This is a genomic window from Paenibacillus tepidiphilus (genome assembly GCF_008635795.1).
In the GTDB taxonomy this organism is placed as follows: Bacteria; Bacillota; Bacilli; order Paenibacillales; family Paenibacillaceae; genus Paenibacillus_AQ; species Paenibacillus_AQ tepidiphilus.
This window is the reverse complement of the sequence record NZ_VWRQ01000007.1, coordinates 129,531-149,428: the sequence shown is the minus strand read 5'-3', so window position 1 is coordinate 149,428 and position 19,898 is coordinate 129,531. Positions and strand designations below refer to the sequence as shown.

17 protein-coding genes are annotated in these 19,898 nt (G+C 57.6%); 15 read left to right on the top strand and 2 right to left on the bottom strand.

Going from position 1 to position 19,898, the window contains the following annotated elements:
- Positions 1–68 precede the first annotated feature (68 nt).
- From nifD to F1379_RS11365, 11 genes are all read left to right on the top strand, one after another.
- Positions 69–1,526 (top strand): nitrogenase molybdenum-iron protein alpha chain, encoded by a 1,458-nt coding sequence (nifD, locus tag F1379_RS11415; protein WP_150269564.1) that lies wholly within the window; start codon positions 69–71, stop codon positions 1,524–1,526.
- Positions 1,523–3,082 (top strand): nitrogenase molybdenum-iron protein subunit beta, encoded by a 1,560-nt coding sequence (nifK, locus tag F1379_RS11410; RefSeq protein WP_150269562.1) that lies wholly within the window; start codon positions 1,523–1,525, stop codon positions 3,080–3,082. Before nifD ends, nifK begins: the two co-directional genes overlap by 4 nt.
- A 281-nt stretch (positions 3,083–3,363) precedes the next feature.
- Positions 3,364–4,725 carry a nitrogenase iron-molybdenum cofactor biosynthesis protein NifE gene (gene nifE, locus F1379_RS11405; protein WP_150269560.1) on the top strand — a complete coding sequence of 454 codons (1,362 nt, stop codon included), beginning with the start codon at positions 3,364–3,366 and terminating at the stop codon, positions 4,723–4,725.
- Entirely contained in the window at positions 4,715–6,043 is a 1,329-nt protein-coding gene (gene nifN, locus F1379_RS11400) for a nitrogenase iron-molybdenum cofactor biosynthesis protein NifN (protein ID WP_150269558.1), read from the top strand. Before nifE ends, nifN begins: the two co-directional genes overlap by 11 nt.
- A complete protein-coding gene (gene nifX / locus F1379_RS11395; protein WP_150269555.1) occupies positions 6,018–6,425 on the top strand; it encodes a nitrogen fixation protein NifX in 408 nt (135 codons plus the stop codon). Before nifN ends, nifX begins: the two co-directional genes overlap by 26 nt.
- Positions 6,409–6,978, top strand: coding sequence for a DUF269 domain-containing protein (locus tag F1379_RS11390; protein WP_150269553.1), 570 nt, complete (start codon positions 6,409–6,411; stop codon positions 6,976–6,978). The genes nifX and F1379_RS11390 overlap by 17 nt, the downstream gene beginning before the upstream one ends.
- 34 nt (positions 6,979–7,012) lie before the next feature.
- Complete coding sequence (locus F1379_RS11385) at positions 7,013–7,765, top strand: HesA/MoeB/ThiF family protein (RefSeq protein WP_150269550.1); 753 nt, start codon at positions 7,013–7,015, stop codon at positions 7,763–7,765.
- Positions 7,762–8,904, top strand: coding sequence for a homocitrate synthase/isopropylmalate synthase family protein (locus F1379_RS11380; protein ID WP_150269548.1), 1,143 nt, complete (start codon positions 7,762–7,764; stop codon positions 8,902–8,904). Before F1379_RS11385 ends, F1379_RS11380 begins: the two co-directional genes overlap by 4 nt.
- 749 nt (positions 8,905–9,653) lie before the next feature.
- The gene (locus F1379_RS11375) at positions 9,654–11,345 is read left to right on the top strand and encodes a glycoside hydrolase family 13 protein (protein ID WP_150269546.1); all 1,692 of its coding nucleotides are present in this window, start codon (positions 9,654–9,656) and stop codon (positions 11,343–11,345) included.
- 159 nt (positions 11,346–11,504) lie between these two features.
- The gene (locus tag F1379_RS11370; protein ID WP_150269544.1) at positions 11,505–12,242 is read left to right on the top strand and encodes a class I SAM-dependent methyltransferase; all 738 of its coding nucleotides are present in this window, start codon (positions 11,505–11,507) and stop codon (positions 12,240–12,242) included.
- A 41-nt stretch (positions 12,243–12,283) separates the two neighbouring features.
- A complete protein-coding gene (locus tag F1379_RS11365; RefSeq protein WP_150269542.1) occupies positions 12,284–13,279 on the top strand; it encodes an MBL fold metallo-hydrolase in 996 nt (331 codons plus the stop codon).
- A 798-nt stretch (positions 13,280–14,077) separates the two neighbouring features.
- On the opposite strand, the gene F1379_RS11360 is transcribed toward F1379_RS11365, so the two are convergent.
- Both F1379_RS11360 and F1379_RS11355 read right to left on the bottom strand, forming a co-directional pair.
- Positions 14,078–14,674: a phosphatidylglycerophosphatase A family protein gene (locus F1379_RS11360; RefSeq protein WP_150269540.1), complete on the bottom strand. Its 597-nt coding sequence runs from the start codon at positions 14,672–14,674 to the stop codon at positions 14,078–14,080.
- 194 nt (positions 14,675–14,868) lie between these two features.
- Positions 14,869–15,273, bottom strand: coding sequence for a hypothetical protein (locus F1379_RS11355; RefSeq protein WP_150269538.1), 405 nt, complete (start codon positions 15,271–15,273; stop codon positions 14,869–14,871).
- A 180-nt stretch (positions 15,274–15,453) separates the two neighbouring features.
- Here F1379_RS11355 and F1379_RS11350 point away from each other — a divergent pair, with 180 nt between their 5' ends.
- From F1379_RS11350 to F1379_RS11335, 4 genes are all read left to right on the top strand, one after another.
- Positions 15,454–16,605, top strand: coding sequence for a GerMN domain-containing protein (locus F1379_RS11350; protein WP_150269536.1), 1,152 nt, complete (start codon positions 15,454–15,456; stop codon positions 16,603–16,605).
- A 169-nt stretch (positions 16,606–16,774) separates the two neighbouring features.
- A complete protein-coding gene (rph, locus tag F1379_RS11345; protein ID WP_150269535.1) occupies positions 16,775–17,533 on the top strand; it encodes a ribonuclease PH in 759 nt (252 codons plus the stop codon).
- Between the two features lies 1 nt (position 17,534).
- Positions 17,535–18,164 carry an XTP/dITP diphosphatase gene (locus tag F1379_RS11340; RefSeq protein ID WP_150269534.1) on the top strand — a complete coding sequence of 210 codons (630 nt, stop codon included), beginning with the start codon at positions 17,535–17,537 and terminating at the stop codon, positions 18,162–18,164.
- 385 nt (positions 18,165–18,549) lie between these two features.
- Positions 18,550–19,866: an ABC transporter substrate-binding protein gene (locus F1379_RS11335; RefSeq protein WP_150269533.1), complete on the top strand. Its 1,317-nt coding sequence runs from the start codon at positions 18,550–18,552 to the stop codon at positions 19,864–19,866.
- The last annotated feature ends 32 nt before the right edge of the window (positions 19,867–19,898 follow it).

The window sequence follows — 19,898 nt, the reverse complement described above, 5'->3', positions numbered from 1 at the left end:
GGCTGGTCACCTGATAACGATACGCAGGGCGGCATCAAGCAGCCTGCATCTTGAAGAGGAGGGTCAACATGGGACTGGATATCGAGTCGAGTAAAAAGATAGTAGAAGAAGTGCTGGAAGCCTACCCCCAAAAGGCGCGCAAAGACCGTCAAAAGCATTTTCAGATCAATACCGAGGAATCCCAAAGCTGCGGGACCTGTGCGCTGAAATCCAATATTAAATCCCGCCCCGGCGTCATGACGCCGCGCGGCTGCTCCTATGCCGGTTCCAAAGGGGTGGTCTGGGGACCGATCAAGGACATGGTCCATATCAGCCACGGCCCGATCGGCTGCGGACAGTACAGCTGGGGCACACGCCGGAATTACGCCACCGGCACGCTGGGCATCGACAACTTTACGGCTATGCAGGTAACGAGTGATTTTCAGGAGACGGATATTGTCTTCGGCGGTGATAAGAAGCTGGAAATCATTATGCGTGAGATCACGGAAATGTTTCCGCTCGCCAAAGGAATTTCCGTCCAATCCGAATGTCCGGTCGGTCTGATCGGCGACGATATTGAAGCAGTATCGAAGAAGATGTCCAAGGAGCTCGATATGCCGATTGTGCCTGTGCGCTGCGAGGGCTTCCGCGGGGTCAGCCAGTCGCTGGGCCATCATATTGCCAACGATGCCATCCGCGATTTCGTGCTGGGACGCGCCGAGCTTGCGGAAACCGGACCTTATGATGTCAATATTATCGGTGACTACAATATCGGCGGCGATGCCTGGGCTTCACGTATTCTGCTGGAAGAAATGGGGCTGCGCGTCATTGCCCAGTGGTCCGGCGACGGCACGCTCAACGAGCTGGAAATCGCCCACAAGGCCAAGCTGAACCTGATACACTGCCACCGTTCCATGAACTACATGGTTGAGCATATGGAGAAGGCCTACGGCATTCCGTGGATGGAATACAATTTCTTCGGACCGACGAAGACATATGAGAGCCTGCGGGCCATCGCCGCGCTTTTCGATGAAACGATCCAGGAGAACTGCGAGAAGCTGATTGCCAGATATAAGCCGCAGATGGATGCGATTATTGCCAAATACAGACCGCGTCTGGAGAGTAAAAAGGTGCTGCTGATGATCGGCGGCCTGCGCTCTCGCCATACGGTGGGCGCCTATGAGGATCTGGGGATGGATATCGTGGCCTCCGGCTATGAATTCGCCCATAAGGACGATTATGAAAAAACATTCCCGATGATGCAGGAAGGCTCGATTATTATGGACGATCCGACCGCTTATGAGCTGGAGGAGCTGGCGCAGAAGCTGAATGTCGACCTCGTAGGTTCGGGCGTCAAGGAGAAATATGTATACCACAAGATGGGCGTTCCTTTCCGCCAGATGCATTCCTGGGATTACAGCGGACCGTATCACGGTTTCGACGGATTTAAGATTTTTGCCAAGGATATGGATATGACAGTGAACAGCCCGGTGTGGAATCTCATTCCGAAGAAGGCTAAAGTGCAGAAAGAGGAGGCGAGCATATGAGCAAGGACAGACTGGAGCTTCCGGACTATAATACCCTGTTCTCGGAAGAACGATTTGTGCAGCAGCGGGAGAACAAGAAGCAATTCGAGGCACCCTGCTGCGAACAGGAGACTGCCGAAGCGCTCGCTTACTCCCAAACTGCCGAATATATGGCAAAGAATTTCGACCGCAAGGCCGTGGTCATTAATCCGCATAAAGCCTGCCAGCCGCTGGGGTCCATTATGGCCGCCCTCGGCTTTGAGAAGACGCTGCCGTTCGTGCACGGCTCGCAGGGCTGCAACTCTTACTTCCGCAGCCATTTAAGCCGCCATTTCAAGGAGCCGACGCCGGCGGTCTCGTCCTCGATGACCGAGGATGCGGCAGTATTCGGCGGTATGAGCAATCTGATCGACGGTCTGGAGAATGCCGTGGCGCTGTACAAACCGGAGATGGTGGCCGTATGTACGACCTGTATGGCCGAGGTTATCGGCGACGATCTCTCGGCATTCATCGGCAATGCACGGCAAAAGGGTGTCGTGTCCGAGGACTTCCCGATTGCCTATTGCAACACGCCGAGCTTCGTCGGCTCTCATACGACCGGCTATGATGCCATGATGAAAGGCATCCTCAGCTACCTGTATGACCGTTCGGGGATCCAGGCTGCGCCGGGCAGCGGAGAAGAAACGGGCGAGAAGCTGAATGTCCTGCTGGGCTTTGAGCCTTACACCGGCAATTTTGCTGAAATCCGCAAGATTCTGGACGCTTTCGATACCAAGTATACCTTCCTTGGCGATCACAGCGGCAACTACGATTCTCCGGCTACCGGAGAATATGAATATTACTACGGCGGCACCAAGCTGGCGGATGTGCCGCTGGCCGCGAATGCCTTGGCTACACTGTCCCTGCAAAAGTACACGCTGAAGAAGACGCAGGAATATATCGGTACGGCCTGGAAACAGCCGGTCACCGCGCTGTCTACACCGCTGGGCGTTACCGGTACCGACCGGCTGCTGGAAGCTATCAGCGAGCTGACGGGCCTGCCGGTTCCGGCGTCCCTGACGGAAGAACGCGGACGGGTAGTGGATGCCCTTACCGACAGTCATCCTTACATTCACGGTAAACGGGTTGCGCTTGTAGGCGATCCTGATCTGCTGATCGGTCTGATCGGATTCTGTCTCGAGGTGGGCATAGAGCCGGTGCATATTGTCTGCTCGAACGGCGATGTGGAGTTTAATGAAGTGAAATTCAAGGATGAAGCCGAAGCGCTGCTGGCCACAAGCCCCTACGGCTCGGAAGCGAAGCTCTATATCGGCAATGACCTGTGGCATATGCGTTCCCTGTTGCTGAATGATCCGGTGGATTTGGCCATCGGCAGCTCGCATCTGAAATTTGCCGCCAAGGATGCGAATGTGCCGCTGGTGCGGATCGGCTTCCCGATCTTTGACCGTCATCATATGCACCGCTATCCGATTCTCGGCTACCAGGGTGCCCTGAATCTGCTGACCCTGATCGTCAACACGGTGCTGGATGAGCTGGACCGCAACAACTCCGGCTTCAACTATGATCTGGTGCGCTAAAATAATTCTTTATACACGCCCAAAGAAAATGTGATCTCCATAAGTGATGAAATTTACTGTAACTTTCTGTAACTTTATTTTAAACTAAATAACATCTATTCAAATAAATGGTATACAATGCACCCGGCGTACCTGGCTCTCTGATCGTGCCGATAACATGCGGCATGATCAGAAGCCAAGGCAGGCCGGGATTGTTGCAATACCCCTGCAATTATCGTTCCATTCATGCTTACAGGTATGTCAGTAGAGCATCCACCTTAAGCGAAGGAGATGAGAAGCCGATGGACCCAGTGCGCAAAGAAGAATTTGATTCCGAGGCTTGCGGAAGCCAAGCCCCCAAAGTCAAGGCTTGCCCGCGCCCCAAACCGGGCGAAGCAGCCGGAGGCTGCTCCTTCGACGGAGCCCAGATCACCTTGTTGCCGATTATGGACGCCGCCCATCTGGTCCATGGTCCGATTGCCTGTGCCGGAAACAGCTGGGAAAGCAGAGGTACGCTCACCAGCGGCCCTTCACTCTCGCAATATGGCTTTGCTACGGATCTGAACGATTCCGACATTATTTTCGGCGGGGAGAAAAAGCTGAGAGAGAGCATCGACTATATTGCCGGGCGCTTTGCGCCTCCGGCAATATTTGTATATGCGACCTGTGTGACGGCTCTGATCGGCGAAGACATGGATGCCGTATGCAAGGAAGCGGCGGACCGGATCGGCGTGCCGGTTATTCCTGTGAACAGTCCGGGCTTTGTAGGCAGCAAGAATCTGGGCAACCGGCTGGCCGGCGATGCCTTGCTGCAGTACGTAATCGGGACCGGAGAGCCGGAGCCGGATACGCCGCTCGGTGTGAATCTGATCGGCGAGTACAACATCGCCGGCGAGATGTGGGATATTGAGAAGCTGATGACCAGCGCTGGGATTGCCGTGACCTCCCGCATTACAGGCGATGCCCGCTACAAGGAGCTCACCTGGGCACACCGCGCCAAGGTGAATATGGTAGTCTGCAGCCGGGCGCTGCTCGGTCTGGCCAAGCAGATGGAATCCAGGTACGGGATTCCCTATTTCGAGGGGTCCTTCTACGGCGCCAAGGAGACGACCTATTCACTGCGGCAGATGGCCTACCTCATGAATGACCGGGAGATGGAACGCAGGGTGGACCGCTTGACCGAACGTGAGGAAAGCCGGCTTATCCAGGATTTGCGGCCCTACCGCAAATTATTGAAGGGGAAGAAGGCCGTACTGTATACCGGCGGCGTCAAGAGCTGGTCGGTTATCTCTGCACTGAAGGAGCTGGGAGTGCAGGTTGTCGGGGTAGGGACCAACAAAAGCACGGAGGATGATGTGCGCCGGATCGCCGACCGGGTCGGCGATGATACCGAATATATTCCCGAAGGCGGCGCCAGCCGCATCCTTAAGACGGTGCGTGAACGCAAGGCTGATATTATGATCGCCGGCGGGCGCAATATGTACCTGGCGATGAAAGAGCAGATTCCCTTCATTGATATCAATCAGGAGCGGCATAAGGCCTATGCCGGCTATGAAGGTCTCCTGCGGCTGGCCAAGGAGCTTACTTATTCCCTGACCAACCCGATCTGGAAGCTGGCAGCCTCGCCTGCCCCGTGGGATAAGGAGGGCGCTTATGACCGTTAACCGCAGACCCAAGCCGGCTGCCATCAATCCGATAAAGATCGGCCAATCGCTCGGCGCAGTGCTGGCACTGCAGGGGTGTTACCGGGCGATGCCGCTCATTCACGGCGCCCAGGGCTGCTCCGCTTTTCCCAAAGCGCTGCTTACGCGGCATTTCCGTGAACCGATTGCCGTACAGACCTCGGCGCTGCAGGAGATGGATGTCATCTTCGACGCCAACCGTAATCTGGAGGAAGCGCTGAATGTCGTGCTGAGCAAGCATCGCCCCGATATCATCGGCATTATCGGAACCGAGCTGACCGATGTCGCCGGGGTGGATTACCAGACGATGCTGAAGACGTATAAGCGGGAACGCAATATGCGCGGCGGATTAGCCTTTTCGGTGGTGCTGCCCGATTTCCGGGGCTCTCTGGAGTCGGGCTACAGCAGCACGGTGGAGGCCATGCTCGATGAGATGATTCAGCAGGTGGGGCACCGGGGCGCAAGAACAGTGAATACGCGGCAAATTACCTTACTGCCCGGTTCGTTTCTGACGCCGGCCGATGTGATGGAGCTGAAGGAGATGATCTCTTCCTTCGGTTTCGAGGTCATTGCCTTGCCCGATACCTCCACCTCGCTTTCCGGACATCTGCTGACCGGCTTCTCGCCGCTTACCCGCGGCGGTGTGCCGCTGGATTCGATGCTGCAGAGCCTGCAATCCGGCTTGACCATCGCCGTCGGGGCCAGCATGGAGCGTCCGGCCCGGCGGCTGCATAATGCGCTGGGCACACCGTATAAGGTATTCAGCCGCGCGATGGGTCTCAAGGCCACTGATGAGCTGCTGCATTTCCTGCATCAGATCAGCGGGGAACCGGTGTCCATGCGTTACTGCTGGCAGCGGGAGAATTTGCTGGACGGCATGCTGGACGCGCATTTCCAGTTCGCCGGCATGTCGGCAGTGGCAGCGCTGGAGCCCGATCATCTGGTGTCGGTCTCGGGCTGGCTGGAAGAGCTGGGTATGGAGCAGAAGGCGCTTATCGCTTCCTTCGAGACTCCGCTTATTGCCGGGCTGGAGCGGGAAGTCTGGGTCGGCGACCTGGATGATGCGGAAGTGCTTGGCAAAGGAAGCGACTTGTGGATCAGTAACTCGCACGGGATCGCCGGATCGGAACGTATCGGTGCCGCCTATATGCCTGCCGGATTTCCGGTATGGAACGAGCTTGGCGCGTACATGTCAGTGTCCGTCGGCTACAGGGGCGCTATGGAATGGACCAATAAAGCGGGAAATTTGCTCATGCGGAGGGAGGCTGAACACCGTGAAGGTAGCGTTCGCCACAAATGACGGCAGCCGGGTCAATGCCCATTTCGGGCAGGCCACGCTGTTCGCCGTTTACAATGTAACAAAGCAGGGCGGTGAGCTGCTGGAAATGCGCCGCATTCCGGCTGTGCTGAACCAGGATGAAGCCGGCAAAATCGACAGCCGCATCGAAGCGGTCGGCGACTGCACGCTGATATTCATTATGCAGATCGGCGCTTCGGCGGCCGCTCGTGTAACCCGGCGCAAGATTATGCCGGTGAAGGTGCCGATGGGAAGTCCCATCGACGAACAGGTGAAGCGCTTGGTAGAAATGCTGCAGGGCAAGCCGCCGATGTGGCTGGCTAAGGTGCTGCGCGCAGAAGAAGAGCAGGCTGAAGGGGGAGAAGCCGATGGAACCCATGGTTGAAGGAAGCTCGGCAATGGAGCTGCCGGGCGGGCTGGCAGCCGCTGCGGGCAAGCGGCAGAAGCGCAAGGCGCCGAAGCCGCCGCTGAATGAGGAACTGGCCCAGGCGTTCGTACGCCGGCTGTGTCTCCTGCTGGACGCCGAGGATCACTTTGGCAGGTATGCGGCACTGACGCCGCAGGAGAAGCTTGCCAAGCAATTCCTTGCTTCCGAGGGCGACCGGAGCCAGTCCGACTTCAACTGCTCCGTCTCGCCGAAGGTGCAACATCAGGTGCCGCTCGTCTTCCAGGCTGCCGCCGGAGTCATTGAAGAGATAAGCGGTACCATGATGGAAAGCACGGCAGAGATTAATCATGAAGGCTTTGGCCGGGGACTGCTGTATACCGGCCGGGTGATTCTGGTGCTCAAGAGTCTGCGGGCAGGATTTCCGTTTCCGTTTACTTCGGAGGACAGACTGCTGCGTTACGGTGTGGAATGTGTCGAGGAAGGCCTGGCCTTTCTGGGCAATTATCAAGAAGTGACGGCTCTTCATGGATTGCTGAGTCTGGAGGGGTAGAATCCATAACATTCAGTCACAGGGGGAGACGGAGATGGAGCAGCTGGCCGAAGGCTTGGAATTGCAGCGGTATGCCCGGCAGCTGAAGCTGCTCGGCGAAAGCGGACAACGTGCACTGGCGGAGGCCACCGTAATGGTGGCCGGTGTGGGCGGTCTCGGCGGGACGGCGGCGCTGTATTTGGCGGCCGCCGGTGTGGGCCGGCTGATACTGGCCCATGAGGGAGTAATCGTACCACCGGACCTCAACCGGCAAATCCTGATGGACCATGAGCATCTCGGGATGGAGCGGATCAGCACGGCTGCAGCGCATCTGAAGCGGCTGAACCCGCAGGTCGAGATTGAAGGATACAATGCCAGAATTGAAGTTGCGACCGCCAGGCCGTGGGTCGAGCGGGCCGATATTGTTATTGACGCGCGGTATGACTTTCCGGAACGCTACGCCCTGAACCGGCTGTGTGTCGAGACAGGGACGCCGATGGTTGAAGCGGCGATGTATGGTTTTGAGATCTCGCTGACAACGGTCATTCCCGGGGAAACGCCTTGTCTCGAATGCCTGTATCCCGAGATATCGCCGGAGTGGGAGCCGCTCGGATTTCCAGTTCTGGGCGCCACCTCCGGTATTGCGGGTTGTCTGGCAGCGCTGGAAGCCGTAAAATGGATTGCAAGGGTAGGGACAACTTATGCGGGCGTAATGCATCGCTTCAGCTCACTTGACTTCGCCTGTTACAGCGTTGGGCTTACCCGTAATCCGAATTGCGCTTGCTGCGGAGAAGGAGGTACACCGTGAACAGTCTCAAGCTATGCGACACGACGTTAAGAGATGGCGAACAGGCGGCTGGTGTTTCATTCACGAGGGCGGAAAAGCTGGAAATCGCAAAGTTGCTGTCGGAGTGCGGGGTGGATCAGGCGGAAATAGGAATTCCTGCCATGGGTAAGCGCGAACAGGAGGATATCGCTGCGATATTCGAGCTGGGGCTTCCAATGAAGCTGATGACCTGGAACCGTTCGGTCATCGGAGATATCGACAAAGCCCGGAGTACCGGGGTGAACTGGAGCCATGTCTCCCTCCCGGTATCGCTGATTCAGCTGCATGGCAAGCTGGGGCTGACGCCGGCGGAAGGGCTGCACAGGCTGCAGCGCGCCGCCGAATACGGCCTGCGGCTCGGCATGACGGTGTCGGTCGGGATGGAGGATTCCTCCAGGGCGGAAATGGGATATCTGGCCGAAGTGGTTAACACCTTATACCGTGAAGGCGTGCGGAGATTCCGCTATGCCGACACGGTTTCGGCGCATCATCCGGGGCAGATGGCAGCGCGGGTGAAGGAACTGCTCGGTGCTGTTCCGGCTGATGTGGAGCTGGAGGTGCACTGCCATAACGATTTCGGTCTGGCCTGTGCCAATACGCTGAGCGGCATTGCCGCCGGTGCCGTGTGGGCCAGCACGACGGTGGCCGGCATCGGCGAGCGTACCGGCAACGCTGCCATGGAGGAAGTGGTGATGGCCTGGCGCCATTTGTACGGCGGCCATACCGGCATTAAGCCGGAGCTTCTGCAGGGGCTGGCCGATAAGGTCATCGCGGCCTCCGGACGCAGCGTCGGCGACGCCAAGCCGATTGTCGGGCAATTGGCATTCACGCATGAGTCCGGCATCCATGTGGACGGCTTAATGAAGGAGAAAATGACCTATCAGACCTTTGATCCGGCAGAGGTGGGCCGGGCGCATAGCTTTGTGCTGGGCAAGCATTCCGGCAGCGGAGCAGTGATCCATGCACTGCAGCAGCGGGGGCTGAGTGTGAACGCCGAGACGGCGGCCCGGCTGCTGGAGCGGGTGCGCGAGTATGCGGACGCCCGCAAGGGTCCGGTGCCGGAGGTTATGCTGGTGCAGTGGCTGATGGAGGACCAGCAGCGGGCCCAGCATGTGGTGTAAGGCGCTGGCTGGCCCTGCTTTAGCGAACGGGCCAGGCTATCTATAAGAGAGTCAGCAGGTAAGAGAGTGAACAGGTTCATCCGGTTCACTCTCTTGCGGATACATTGGACGGAAGCAGGCTATGAAGAGAGCAAGCGGCAAAGCGCCTTGAGCAAAGGCGCTTTGCCGCTTGTTTTTATTTGCGGGTACGGTGTCTGACCGCTGGCAGCCGTGCTGCAGCATGGGGTGAATAGCAAATGTGTACGAAAAACCGACCACAATGTGCTTGTGCGGTGGTAAAGTGGCCAATGTGTATGAAAAACCGACCACAATGTGCTGGTGCGAGGGTAAAGTGGCCAGATGTGTACGAAAAACCGACCACAATGTGCTACGGCGAGGGTAAAGTGGCCAAATGTGTGCGAAAAACCGACTACCATCAGCAATGAGCTGGCGCATGGGGGAATAGCCAAATGTGTACGACAAACCGACCACAATGTGCTGCAGTCAGAAAATGAAGGGGTACCTTAAGGTGGTAGCCTGGATTTTTAGGTTAGCATTTTGGCATGTCCGGTGGCGCTGATTGACCTAATCTTTGAGAAGAGCAGTAGTTGAACAACCATTCAGGTACTTGTCTTAACCCGTTCTCTGGATTAATCTTGGCGCACAGGTCAAAGCTGGCTGCAGACCGCCCTTTGTTATTCATTTCCTGTCGTATGGTTAAGATATATTAATGCTTGACTATAGCACTGAATGAAGCGGAGGGAGCGGCAGTGAACCCGAAATGGTGGAAGGAAAGCGTTGTTTATCAGATATACCCCATCAGCTTTATGGACAGTAACGGGGACGGGATCGGCGATTTGCGCGGGATTTTGTCCAAGCTGGATTACCTGCAGAATCTGGGTGTCGATGTCATCTGGGTCTGCCCGATTTATAAATCGCCGAACCATGACAACGGCTATGATATCAGCGATTATTGCGACATTATGAAGGAATTCGGCACGATGGATGATTTTGACCTGTTGCTGCGGGAGATGCATGCGCGCGGAATGAAGCTGATGATGGACCTGGTGCTGAACCATACCTCGCATGAACACCCGTGGTTCGTGGAGTCGCGGAGCTCGAAGGACAATCCGAAGCGGGACTACTATATATGGCGCAAGGGGAAGAACGGCGGTCCCCCGAACAACTGGGAATCGTATTTCAGCGGCTCGGTGTGGGAGTATGATCCTCAGACGGACGAGTATTATCTGCATCTGTATTCCAAATACCAGCCCGATTTGAACTGGGACAATCCGGTAGTGATCGACAAGCTGCATGACATGGTACAGTGGTGGCTCAAGAAGGGAGTTGACGGCTTCCGCTTCGACGCAGTGGCCCATCTGGTCAAAAAAGAAGGATATCCCGATGCCGACAACCCTGGCGGAACAGTCACCGTGCGCGCTTACGACATGTTCTCCAATCTGGAGCATGTGCACACTTTGCTGCAGAATTTGTATGACAAGGTGCTCTATTATTATGACATCATGACCGTCGGGGAGACCTCGGGCCTCGGACCGGAGCAGGCGCTCGATTACGTCGGGGACGGGCGGCGTGAGCTGAACATGACCTTCCAGTTCGAGCATATGAATATTGATGCGGCCTCGCCGGGCAGCGGCAGATGGGATGTGGTGCCCTGGAGTCTGCTGGAGCTGAAGCGTATCATTTCCGGCTGGCAGACGGTCCTGCATAACCGGGGATGGAATGCGAATTATCTCTGCAATCACGATCAGCCGCGGTCGGTGTCACGTTTCGGCGACGATCTGTTCTACCGGGTGCCTTCCGCCAAAATGCTGGCAACCTTCGTCCACATGCTGGAGGGGACACCCTACATCTATCAGGGCGAAGAGCTGGGGATGACCAATGTGGCGTTTGAGTCGATCGACGATTACCGGGATGTGGAGACGCTGAATTTTTATGAGGAAAAGCGCAACCAGGGAGTTCCCGAAGCCGATATCATGAAGGCCATTCATCTGAAAAGCCGCGATAATGCACGCACTCCCATGCAGTGGGATGACAGCGAAGAGGGCGGCTTCACCACCGGTACGCCGTGGATTCGGGTGAATGCCAATTCCCAGGAAATTAATGCAGCGAATGCACTCAAGGACCCGGATTCGATCTACCATTACTATAAGAAGTTGATTGAGCTTCGGAGGAAGCATAAGGTCATTGTGTACGGCGAATATGCCCTTCATCTGGAGGAGCATCCGGAAATTTACGTATATAGCCGTACGCTGGAGGACGAACGCCTGCTGGTGATCCTGAATTTTTTCAAGGGTGAACCGTTGCTGGAGCTGTCTGCGGAGTTTGCGCCGGAGAAGCTGGAGCTCCTGATCTCCAACTATGCGCCGGTCAAAGGTGAGGACTTGCGGGAGCTGAAGCTGCGGCCCTATGAAGCCAGGGTCTATCTGCAGCGCCAGGAATAAATACTGCGAAGAGTTGCCGTGCCATGGGAACTGTGGCGAATTGGCAACTCTTCTTTGAGTTTGCCCGAAAAAGCGGTACAATGTCGATAACTTGCTAACGGTTTACGATACATAGAGAGACTGGAAGGCGGCCAGGTCCGCCTGGGGAGGAGACGGCAGATGAGTGAATGGTACGAGAGAAGCTTTGGAGAGGACTATCTGATCGTATACAGACACCGGGATTTCAGCGGGGCCCGGCGTGAGGTGGAGTCGATGATCGGCTGGCTCAGCCTGCCGCAAGGCGCTAAGGTGCTGGATTTATGCTGCGGGATGGGCCGCCATTCGGTAGCGCTGGCCGAGGCCGGATATGAGGTGACCGGCGTCGATCTGTCCGAGGTGCTGCTGCGGGAAGCGCGTACCTTGGAGGGAGCAGAGGCCATAACCTGGGTCCGTTCCGATATGCGGCAGCTGCCGCTTGCGGGGGGCTTCGACGCAGTGGTCAATCTGTTCACATCGTTCGGGTATTTTGAGGAGGATGAAGAGCAGGTCAAGGTTCTGAAGGAAATCCACCGGATGCTGAAGCCGGGCGGGAAATTCATTATCGACTATCTGAATCCGGCCTATGTCATCAAGCATCTGGTGCCGCATTCCACCCGCGAGGACGGCGATACCCTGATCGATGAATCGCGGCGGATCGAAGACGGCTATGTCAAAAAAAATATTGTCCTGACCTCCAAAACAGACAGCACGCCGCGCGTCTACCAGGAACGGGTCAAGCTGTACCCGCTGGAGCAATTCAGCGCGCTGCTCTCTGCGGCCGGCCTGTCGCTGAAAGCCGTGCACGGCAGCTACGACGAAGGTGAATATCATGCGGAAACTTCCACCCGCATGATATTCACCGGTACCCGGCCCGAGTAATGGTATCGGGCCGGGATTTGCGCGGTGGCGGCACAGACGGTATGCGCAGCGCGGAGCTCACGCGCTGGGACGGCGGCATCCTGCGGGCGTCGATGCCGATGGCGCCGCCGCTGCGCCAGGTGAACTGCTATATTCTGCCGGAGGAAGACGGCAGTCTGACCGTAATCGACCCCGGGCCGCATACGGCGGAGACGGAGCTGGCCTGGGAAGGGGTGCTGGCGGAGCTGGGGTACGCATGGACGGCGGTGCGACGGATTGTCGTAACCCATCATCACCCCGACCACTACGGCCTGGCCGGCTGGCTGCAGGAGCGCAGCGGCGGCCGGGTCTGGATGGGCGAGCGCGCCTACAGGGAGGCGCAGATGTCCTGGGGCCCGGCGGCGACGCTGAACGATGCGCTGCCGCAGCTGTTCGCCCGGCACGGCATGCCGGAGCCGTGGCTGGCGGCGGTGCGGGAGCACCTGGAGAGCTTCGCGCCCCAGGTGGCACCGCAGCCGGAGGTCGATTTCATCGACCCGGCTGCACCGTTTGTGATGGGCGGCCGGGAGTGGCGGCCGCTGCTGACCGGCGGGCATGCGCCGGGCCATCTGTCGTTCCACCATGCCGCCAGCGGCCAGCTGCTGTGCGGCGATGCCGTGCTGCCGCAGATCTCGCCGAACGTCGGCCTGCAGCCCGGCAGCGACCCGCAGCCTCTGCTCACCTTCATGGATGGGCTGCGGCTGCTGGAGGGCGTCCCGGTCACACTGGCGTTCCCGGGACACCGCGAGCCGTTCACCGGGTTCACGGCCCGGGTACAGAGCCTGCTCCTCCATCATGAGGAGCGGCTGGACAAGGTGGCGGGCCTGCTGGCGGACGGCCCGCTGAGCGGTTTTGCGGTCTGCGAGGCGCTGTTCCGCAGCCGGATCTCAAGCGCGCATCAGATGCGCTTTGCCATGAGCGAGGCGCTGGCTCATCTCGCCGAGCTCGTGCGCCGGGAGCAGGCTGAGCTGCGCGGGCCTGCTCCCGGGGCGCCGGCGGTGTACGCGGCGCTGCGGTGAAGGCAGCGCAGGGTCGCGCCACGCTTGCGGTGCTACGGCACTGCGTGCGCCCGTGCAGGAAACGCGGGGCGGGTGTGCCGGCCGAGCGGGTGAAGGCTAGAGCTGAGGCGTTGCCGGGCATGCTGGGGCCGGGCATGGCAGGGTGTGCGCGTAAGCTCGTTGCTGCGCGGTGTAGCTGTTATGCAGCGGCTGTTGGGCCAAGCATGCAACTTGCCTATAAGGCATACCTAGCCGTCACATGCCATCCATGGTCTAACGGACACAGGGGCCGCTATTTGCCTTTGTCGGCTGCTTTTGCCGCGCTAACGGACAGAGAAGCCGCTATTCGGTAAGAAACACCCCAATACTGGGGCGAATCACCCGAATAGCGGCTCTGGAGTCCGTAAGATCAGAAAAACAGGCGTCACAGCCCAAATAAGGGCTCTGGGGTCCGCAACAGTATTCCATCGGTTGCAAAGCGGAGTGGCGTCATGCATAAAGTGAGCGCAGCGGCTTCCAGCACGAACGCCGAACATTACTCACCAGCGCCAGCATACTGCGGTCCAGGTTACTCAACACACCACCGCTACGTAGCGGCTCCCAGCAAGAACGTTACTCACCAGCGCAACCATGTTCCCCAGTCCCGGCTAGTCACACAAACTCTGCTGTGCCGCATCCGCTTGCCTTCCCGGTCATCCCTGCACCTCATCCGCTAGTCTTCCCTGTCATTGCTGTGCTGCATTTGGCTATCCTTCCCCGTCACCCCTGCTCACCGGCGCCTGCACCAGACTTCAGTCGGTCTTCCGTAGTCCCTCGGGCTTATTCCGGTGCTTCTTCAGCGGCTGCCTTCTTGGCGGCGGGCTCGATGTCTTCGGGCTGATGGGGTAGGCCGAGTTCCTTTTCCCGCTCAGCCTGCTTGCGGTGCGCTATCCGGCTGCTAGCCGCTGCAGCGATAGCACCGACGATATCGTCGAGGAAGGTGTTGACCTCGCCGGTGCTTTTATCATTGAGCCGCTCCAGCACACCGGGCTTGAGTTTGTCTACATAGCCATAGTTCGTGAACCCGATGCTGCCGTAAACATTCACGATCGAAAAAGCGAGAATTTCATCTACGCCATATAGGCTCTCGTCATGCTTGATCATATCCTGCAGCGGCCCGAACAGCTTGCCTTCTTCCGCCAGTACATCGAGCTGGATTCCGGTCAGCACCGCATTTTGCACCTCGCGCTTGCTCAGGACCATCTCGACATTGTGGATACATTCGTCCATGGTCAGTCCTGGGTAATACTTTTTTTGCAGAAACTGTACCAGCTCGGCGATTTCCTCTACGGTGACACCGCGTTTTTGCAGCCAGTGCTTGGTTGCTTCCGCAACCGCTTTACTGTTGAGACTGTAAGGAATTTTTGTATCTGTCATGATTGCTCACCCCGTTGACGTAGATTAATGTACAGCGCTTACAGGCCGTATAGTGATTGTACTGATCTATCCATGTAATGTCCAGAAAGCTGGTCTTTTTGTCGTCTCCCGCCGGATCGCACCCGTAGCGTCGCTCCTGCTCCAACGCAGCTGCCGTGTCGCTCTCGTAGCATCGTTCCGGCTCCATCGCGCGCTTAACTCAGCCGCTCCAACGAAGCCGCACCAACACAGCGGCTCCAACGCTCCCGCTGTATCGCTTCCGCTGTATCGCTTCCGCTGTATCGCTCCCGCTGTATCGCTCCCGCTGTATCGCTCCCGCTGTATCGCTCCCGCTGTATCGCTCCCGCTGTATCGCTCCCGCTGTATCGCTCCCGCTGTATCGCTCCTGCTGTATCGCTCCCGCTGTATCGCTCCTGCTGTATCGCTCCCGCTGTATCGCTCCCGCTGTATCGCTCCCGCTGTATCGCTCCCGCTGTATCGCTCCCGCTGTATCGCTCCCGCTGTATCGCTCCGCTCCAACGCTCCGCTCTAACGCTCCGCTCTAACGCTCCCGCTCCAACGCTCCGCTCCAACGCTCCGCTCCACCGCAGCCGCTCCACCGCAGCCGCTCCAACGCTCCTGCCATAGCGCTCCCACTCCCGGCCATTGGCTAACCTTCATACAAGCCGTGGCCTTGGCCATTATTTTGGATAAGCCATTGTTATTTTTTGGACAGAGGGCTCGTATACATAGCAGTACCAGCACCAGCTGATCTCAGCAATCGAAAGGGGTAGTGAAAGATGAAACACAAGAATACGGTCCGCGGCTTGTCCGCGGCTTGCCTGCTGGCGGTTCCGCTGGCGCTTTCCGGCTGCGGCCTGTTCGGCTCGGAGTCGGCCGCGGTGGATCCGCCGCCGGAAGAGGTCGAAGCGCAGATGCTGCAGATGAGCGGAGAGTCTACGCTGGACACCGGCGTATTTGCGCCGATATCCGGCGAGGATACCGTTGACACAGCAGACAGCGTAGACACAGCGGACAGCGGAGTGACTGCAGAGACAGATGGAGCGGCACCGGCAGACGGGGAGCGGACTACCGTCTTCCTGGAGGACGGCAACGGTCTCCTCGCGCCGGTATCGGTAAGCCTGCCGGGCAGCGATGAGAAATCGCTGCTGGAGTCCTCGCTGGCGGCGCTCGTCAGCAAGGGTGAATATGCCGGAGCGCTCCCGGATGGATTCAAGGGAGTGCTTCCTGCCGGAACGGAAGTGAAGTCGGTTTCCGTCGACAAGGAGCATCTCGCTGTAGTGGAATTCAATTCGGTGTTTAACGACTACGATCCCGCCGATGAACGGAAGATCCTGGAGGCGGTAACCTGGACGCTGACCGGACTTCAGGACATTCAGGGTGTCCAGCTGTGGGTGGATGGCAAGAAGCTGACTGAAATGCCGCTGCTCGGCACCCCGCTGGACCGGCCGCTCACGCGCAGCTTCGGGATCAACCTGCCGAAGGTAGGCTCGCTGCTGATGGATTCCAGCGCTGTAACTGTCTATTTCAGCGCAGCCACTCCTGATGGCACTCAGCAATATTATGTGCCGGTAACCCGGTTTGTACCCGCCGGGGAGCAGCCGGTGGAAGCGGCGCTGAACGAATTGATCACAGGACCCGACAAGCAGTACGGGCTGGAAATGGTCATGACGCAAGGGACGCTGCTTGAGGGAGTCGAGTCTGGACCGAATGGCGTTGTCACTGTCTCGCTGACAGACGATATGTTCGCGGACGGATCGGAGGTGCCGGAGGAAATGCTGGAATCCGTGGTGCTGACGGTCGCCCAGAACGCCGGAGATGCGCCGGTGCAAATCCGGCTTAACGGCAAAGATACGGTTACCGGCACCAATAATGTCAACTACGGTCAGCCGGTGTCTGCGCCGGATTATGTGAACGAGCTGCCGCTCTAAAGAGTGTTTCCGGCAAAAAGATGCTTTTGTGCCTGCACTTTGGTAGAATGAAGGTTGTTTCGGACAAACGGATAATGTCCCTTCAGCGGATGTTATCCGTTTCTCGCGGAATCATGGATGCATCTGTCCACGACCATACCAATTGCTACTGATGTAGGAGGCTAACTTGATGAGATCAAACGGACGACAAGGCGACCAGCTCCGGCCGCTCACCATAACGACACAGACGAACAAATATGCAGAAGGCTCCGTAATTATTGAAATGGGCGATACCAAAGTCATCTGCACGGCAACGGTGGATGAGAAGGTTCCCCCTTTCCTCAAAGGGCAGGGCAAAGGCTGGGTCACCGCCGAATATTCGATGCTGCCCCGGGCGACGCAGACGCGCAACCAGCGGGAAGCGGCGCGCGGCAAGCTGACCGGCCGGACGATGGAGATCCAGCGGCTGATCGGCCGCGCGCTCCGCTCCGTCGTGAATCTGCATGCGCTCGGTGAGCGCAGCATCACACTGGACTGCGATGTCATCCAGGCCGATGGCGGTACGCGTACGGCTTCGATTACCGGGGCATTTGTGGCTATGGCCTACGCCATCAACAAAATCGCCCTGCAGCACAAGCTTGCCGTATTCCCGATCACCGATTATCTGGCGGCGGTCAGTGTCGGCATCGTCGGCGACAAGGCGCTGCTCGATCTGAATTATGAGGAAGATTCCAAGGCCCAGGTCGACATGAATGTCGTAATGACGGGCGGCGGCGCATTTGTGGAGCTGCAGGGCACCGGCGAAGAACGGCCGTTCACCCGCCAGGAGCTGGACCAGCTGCTGGGCCTGGGTGAACAGGGAATCCGCGAGCTGATTGCGGCACAGCAGGAAGCGCTCGGACCGATTGCCCTCAAGATTCCTGCGGGCCAGCCGGGCCGGGAGGTGTAGGATGAGCGGTAACGCAATCCTCATTGTGGCGACCAAGAACAAGGGCAAAGTGCGTGAGTTTGAGCATGCTTTTGCCCCGCTGGGACTGACCGTGCGCAGTATGTTCGACTACCCGCAGCTGCCGGATGTAGTGGAGGACGGTGCGACCTTTGCCGAGAACGCGCTGAAGAAATCCAAGGCTGTCGGCGACGCGCTCGGGCTGCCGGTGCTGGCCGACGATTCCGGGCTGTGCGTCGATGCGCTGGACGGCAGACCTGGAGTCTACTCCGCAAGGTACGCCGGTGAAGGTGCAAATGACGAGGCGAATAACTTGAAGCTGCTGGGCGAGCTGGAGGGTCTGAAGCAGGGCGAGGACACCGGCCAGCCACTGCTCAGCCCGGCCCGGTTTGTCTGCGCGTTGTCACTGTATGATCCGGCGGACGGGCTGGAATTGACCGCAGAAGGGTCCGTCGAAGGCTGGATCACCTCCGAGCCTGCGGGCGGCGGGGGCTTCGGCTACGATCCGCTGTTCTATCTGCCGGAATTCGAGAAGACCATGGCTGAGCTGACACTCGAAGAGAAGCAGGGCATCAGTCACCGCGGCCGGGCGCTGCGGCTGCTGACGGAGAAGCTGGCGGCTTCACGAAAGTAAGTCCTGCAGAAGGTAAACTGGCATAGAATGCGTTTTGGTATGTAATATAATATTACATACAAGCCTCATCTTTTCCAGCTTACAAGGGATTCTGTCCCCCGATGGTATCCCCTCTACTAACCACTTTTCAAAACAATAACGGGAAGAAACGACCTGTCCGCAATCTTGCGGGCAGGTTTTTTTATGGGAATCCTGATCTTATCACATTATGAAACGCTTACAACTCAAAAAGGAAGATTATTTCTTTTTATTTTATTTTTATGAAAAAATACTTCATTATTTTGGAATGATCTGCTATACTCCTAAGAAAGAGAGGGCAAAGTGAACTAATATGACATGAATACGTATGGCTCTCGTCTTACACCACTTTTAAGGGGGATTTTGAATGAGAACAAACAGATCGGGCTTTATTCTGTCATTGCTGGCCGTAATGCTGCTGGCCGGTTGTGGAGGGAACGGGAATTCCGCAGCACCGGCTAATTCTGCGAATGGGGCCGAGCCCTCTGCCGGGCAGAGCGAAGCTCCCAAGGCGGACCCTGTCACCCTGGAATTCTGGACCATTGCCCTTCAGCCTACCTTTAATGACTATTTCAATGATCTCATTGCGAAATATGAAGAAAGCCACCCCGGTGTTACTGTGGAATGGAAAGACTACCCCTACGATGCCATCTCGCAGCGGCTGCTGACGAGTACAGCCAGCGGCAACAGCCCCGATGTAGTTAACCTCAACACGGAATTCGCGAGCCAGCTGGGCAGCAAAGGCGCTTTGCTGAATCTTTCGGACTACCTTACGGCTGAACAGGCCGGTGCTTATTTCGACGGAATCTATAACTCTACTGTATTTGACGGCAAGGCCTATGCGCTCCCTTGGTATACAGGTACAGAAGTGCTGTTCATGAATAAGAAGCTGGTGGAGGAAGCCGGCCTCGATCCGGCCAACCCGCCGCAAACCCGCGATGAGCTGACAGAGTGGGCACGCCAGATTCATGAGAAGACCGGAGCGGCCGGCTACGCGCAGCAGCTCGTGTCGAAGCTGTTCCCGATTGATGGAATCCCGATCCTGAATGAAGACAAGACGGCAGCGGCCTTTAATACGCCTGAAGCCGAGGCCATGATCTCGAATCTGCGCAGTCTGATGGAAGAAGGCGTGGTGCTAAAGGAAGATGCGGATTTCACGAAGCAAATCCAGTATTTCTCCGGTGAACAGGTAGCCTTCCAGTTATCGGGTCCTACCTTTATCAACTTTATTAAGACCTCGGCGCCGGAAGTCTATGCGAATACAATTGCGGTTCCGCTGCCTACCGGCAAGGCGGGCCTCCGCCTCTCCAACTCCATGAATGTGGTAGTGCCTGCGAAGTCGAAGAATCCGGAGCAGGCCGTGGAGTTTGCGGCATTTATAACGAGCGCAGACAGTCAGACCGCGTTCTCCAAGGTTGCCAACACCTTGCCGTCAACCAAGGCATCCATCGCAGATCCGTTCTTTACAGAATCCGACGGCACGCTTGAAGCGGAAGCCAAGGTGGTCTCTTCCCAGAGCTTGGACAAGGCAACCGACTATATGGTCGGCGTTCCCAGCGCCTCCGATATTAACTCCGCACTTGCCCGCGGCCTGCAGGAGATCCTGCTGAACGGGGCGGATATCAAGCAAACGCTGGACGCGGTGGAGAAAGAAGTGAATGGAATCATTGCTCAGGCTTCGTAAGCCACTTGCAGATCGGGGAGGCCCCGTCCTCC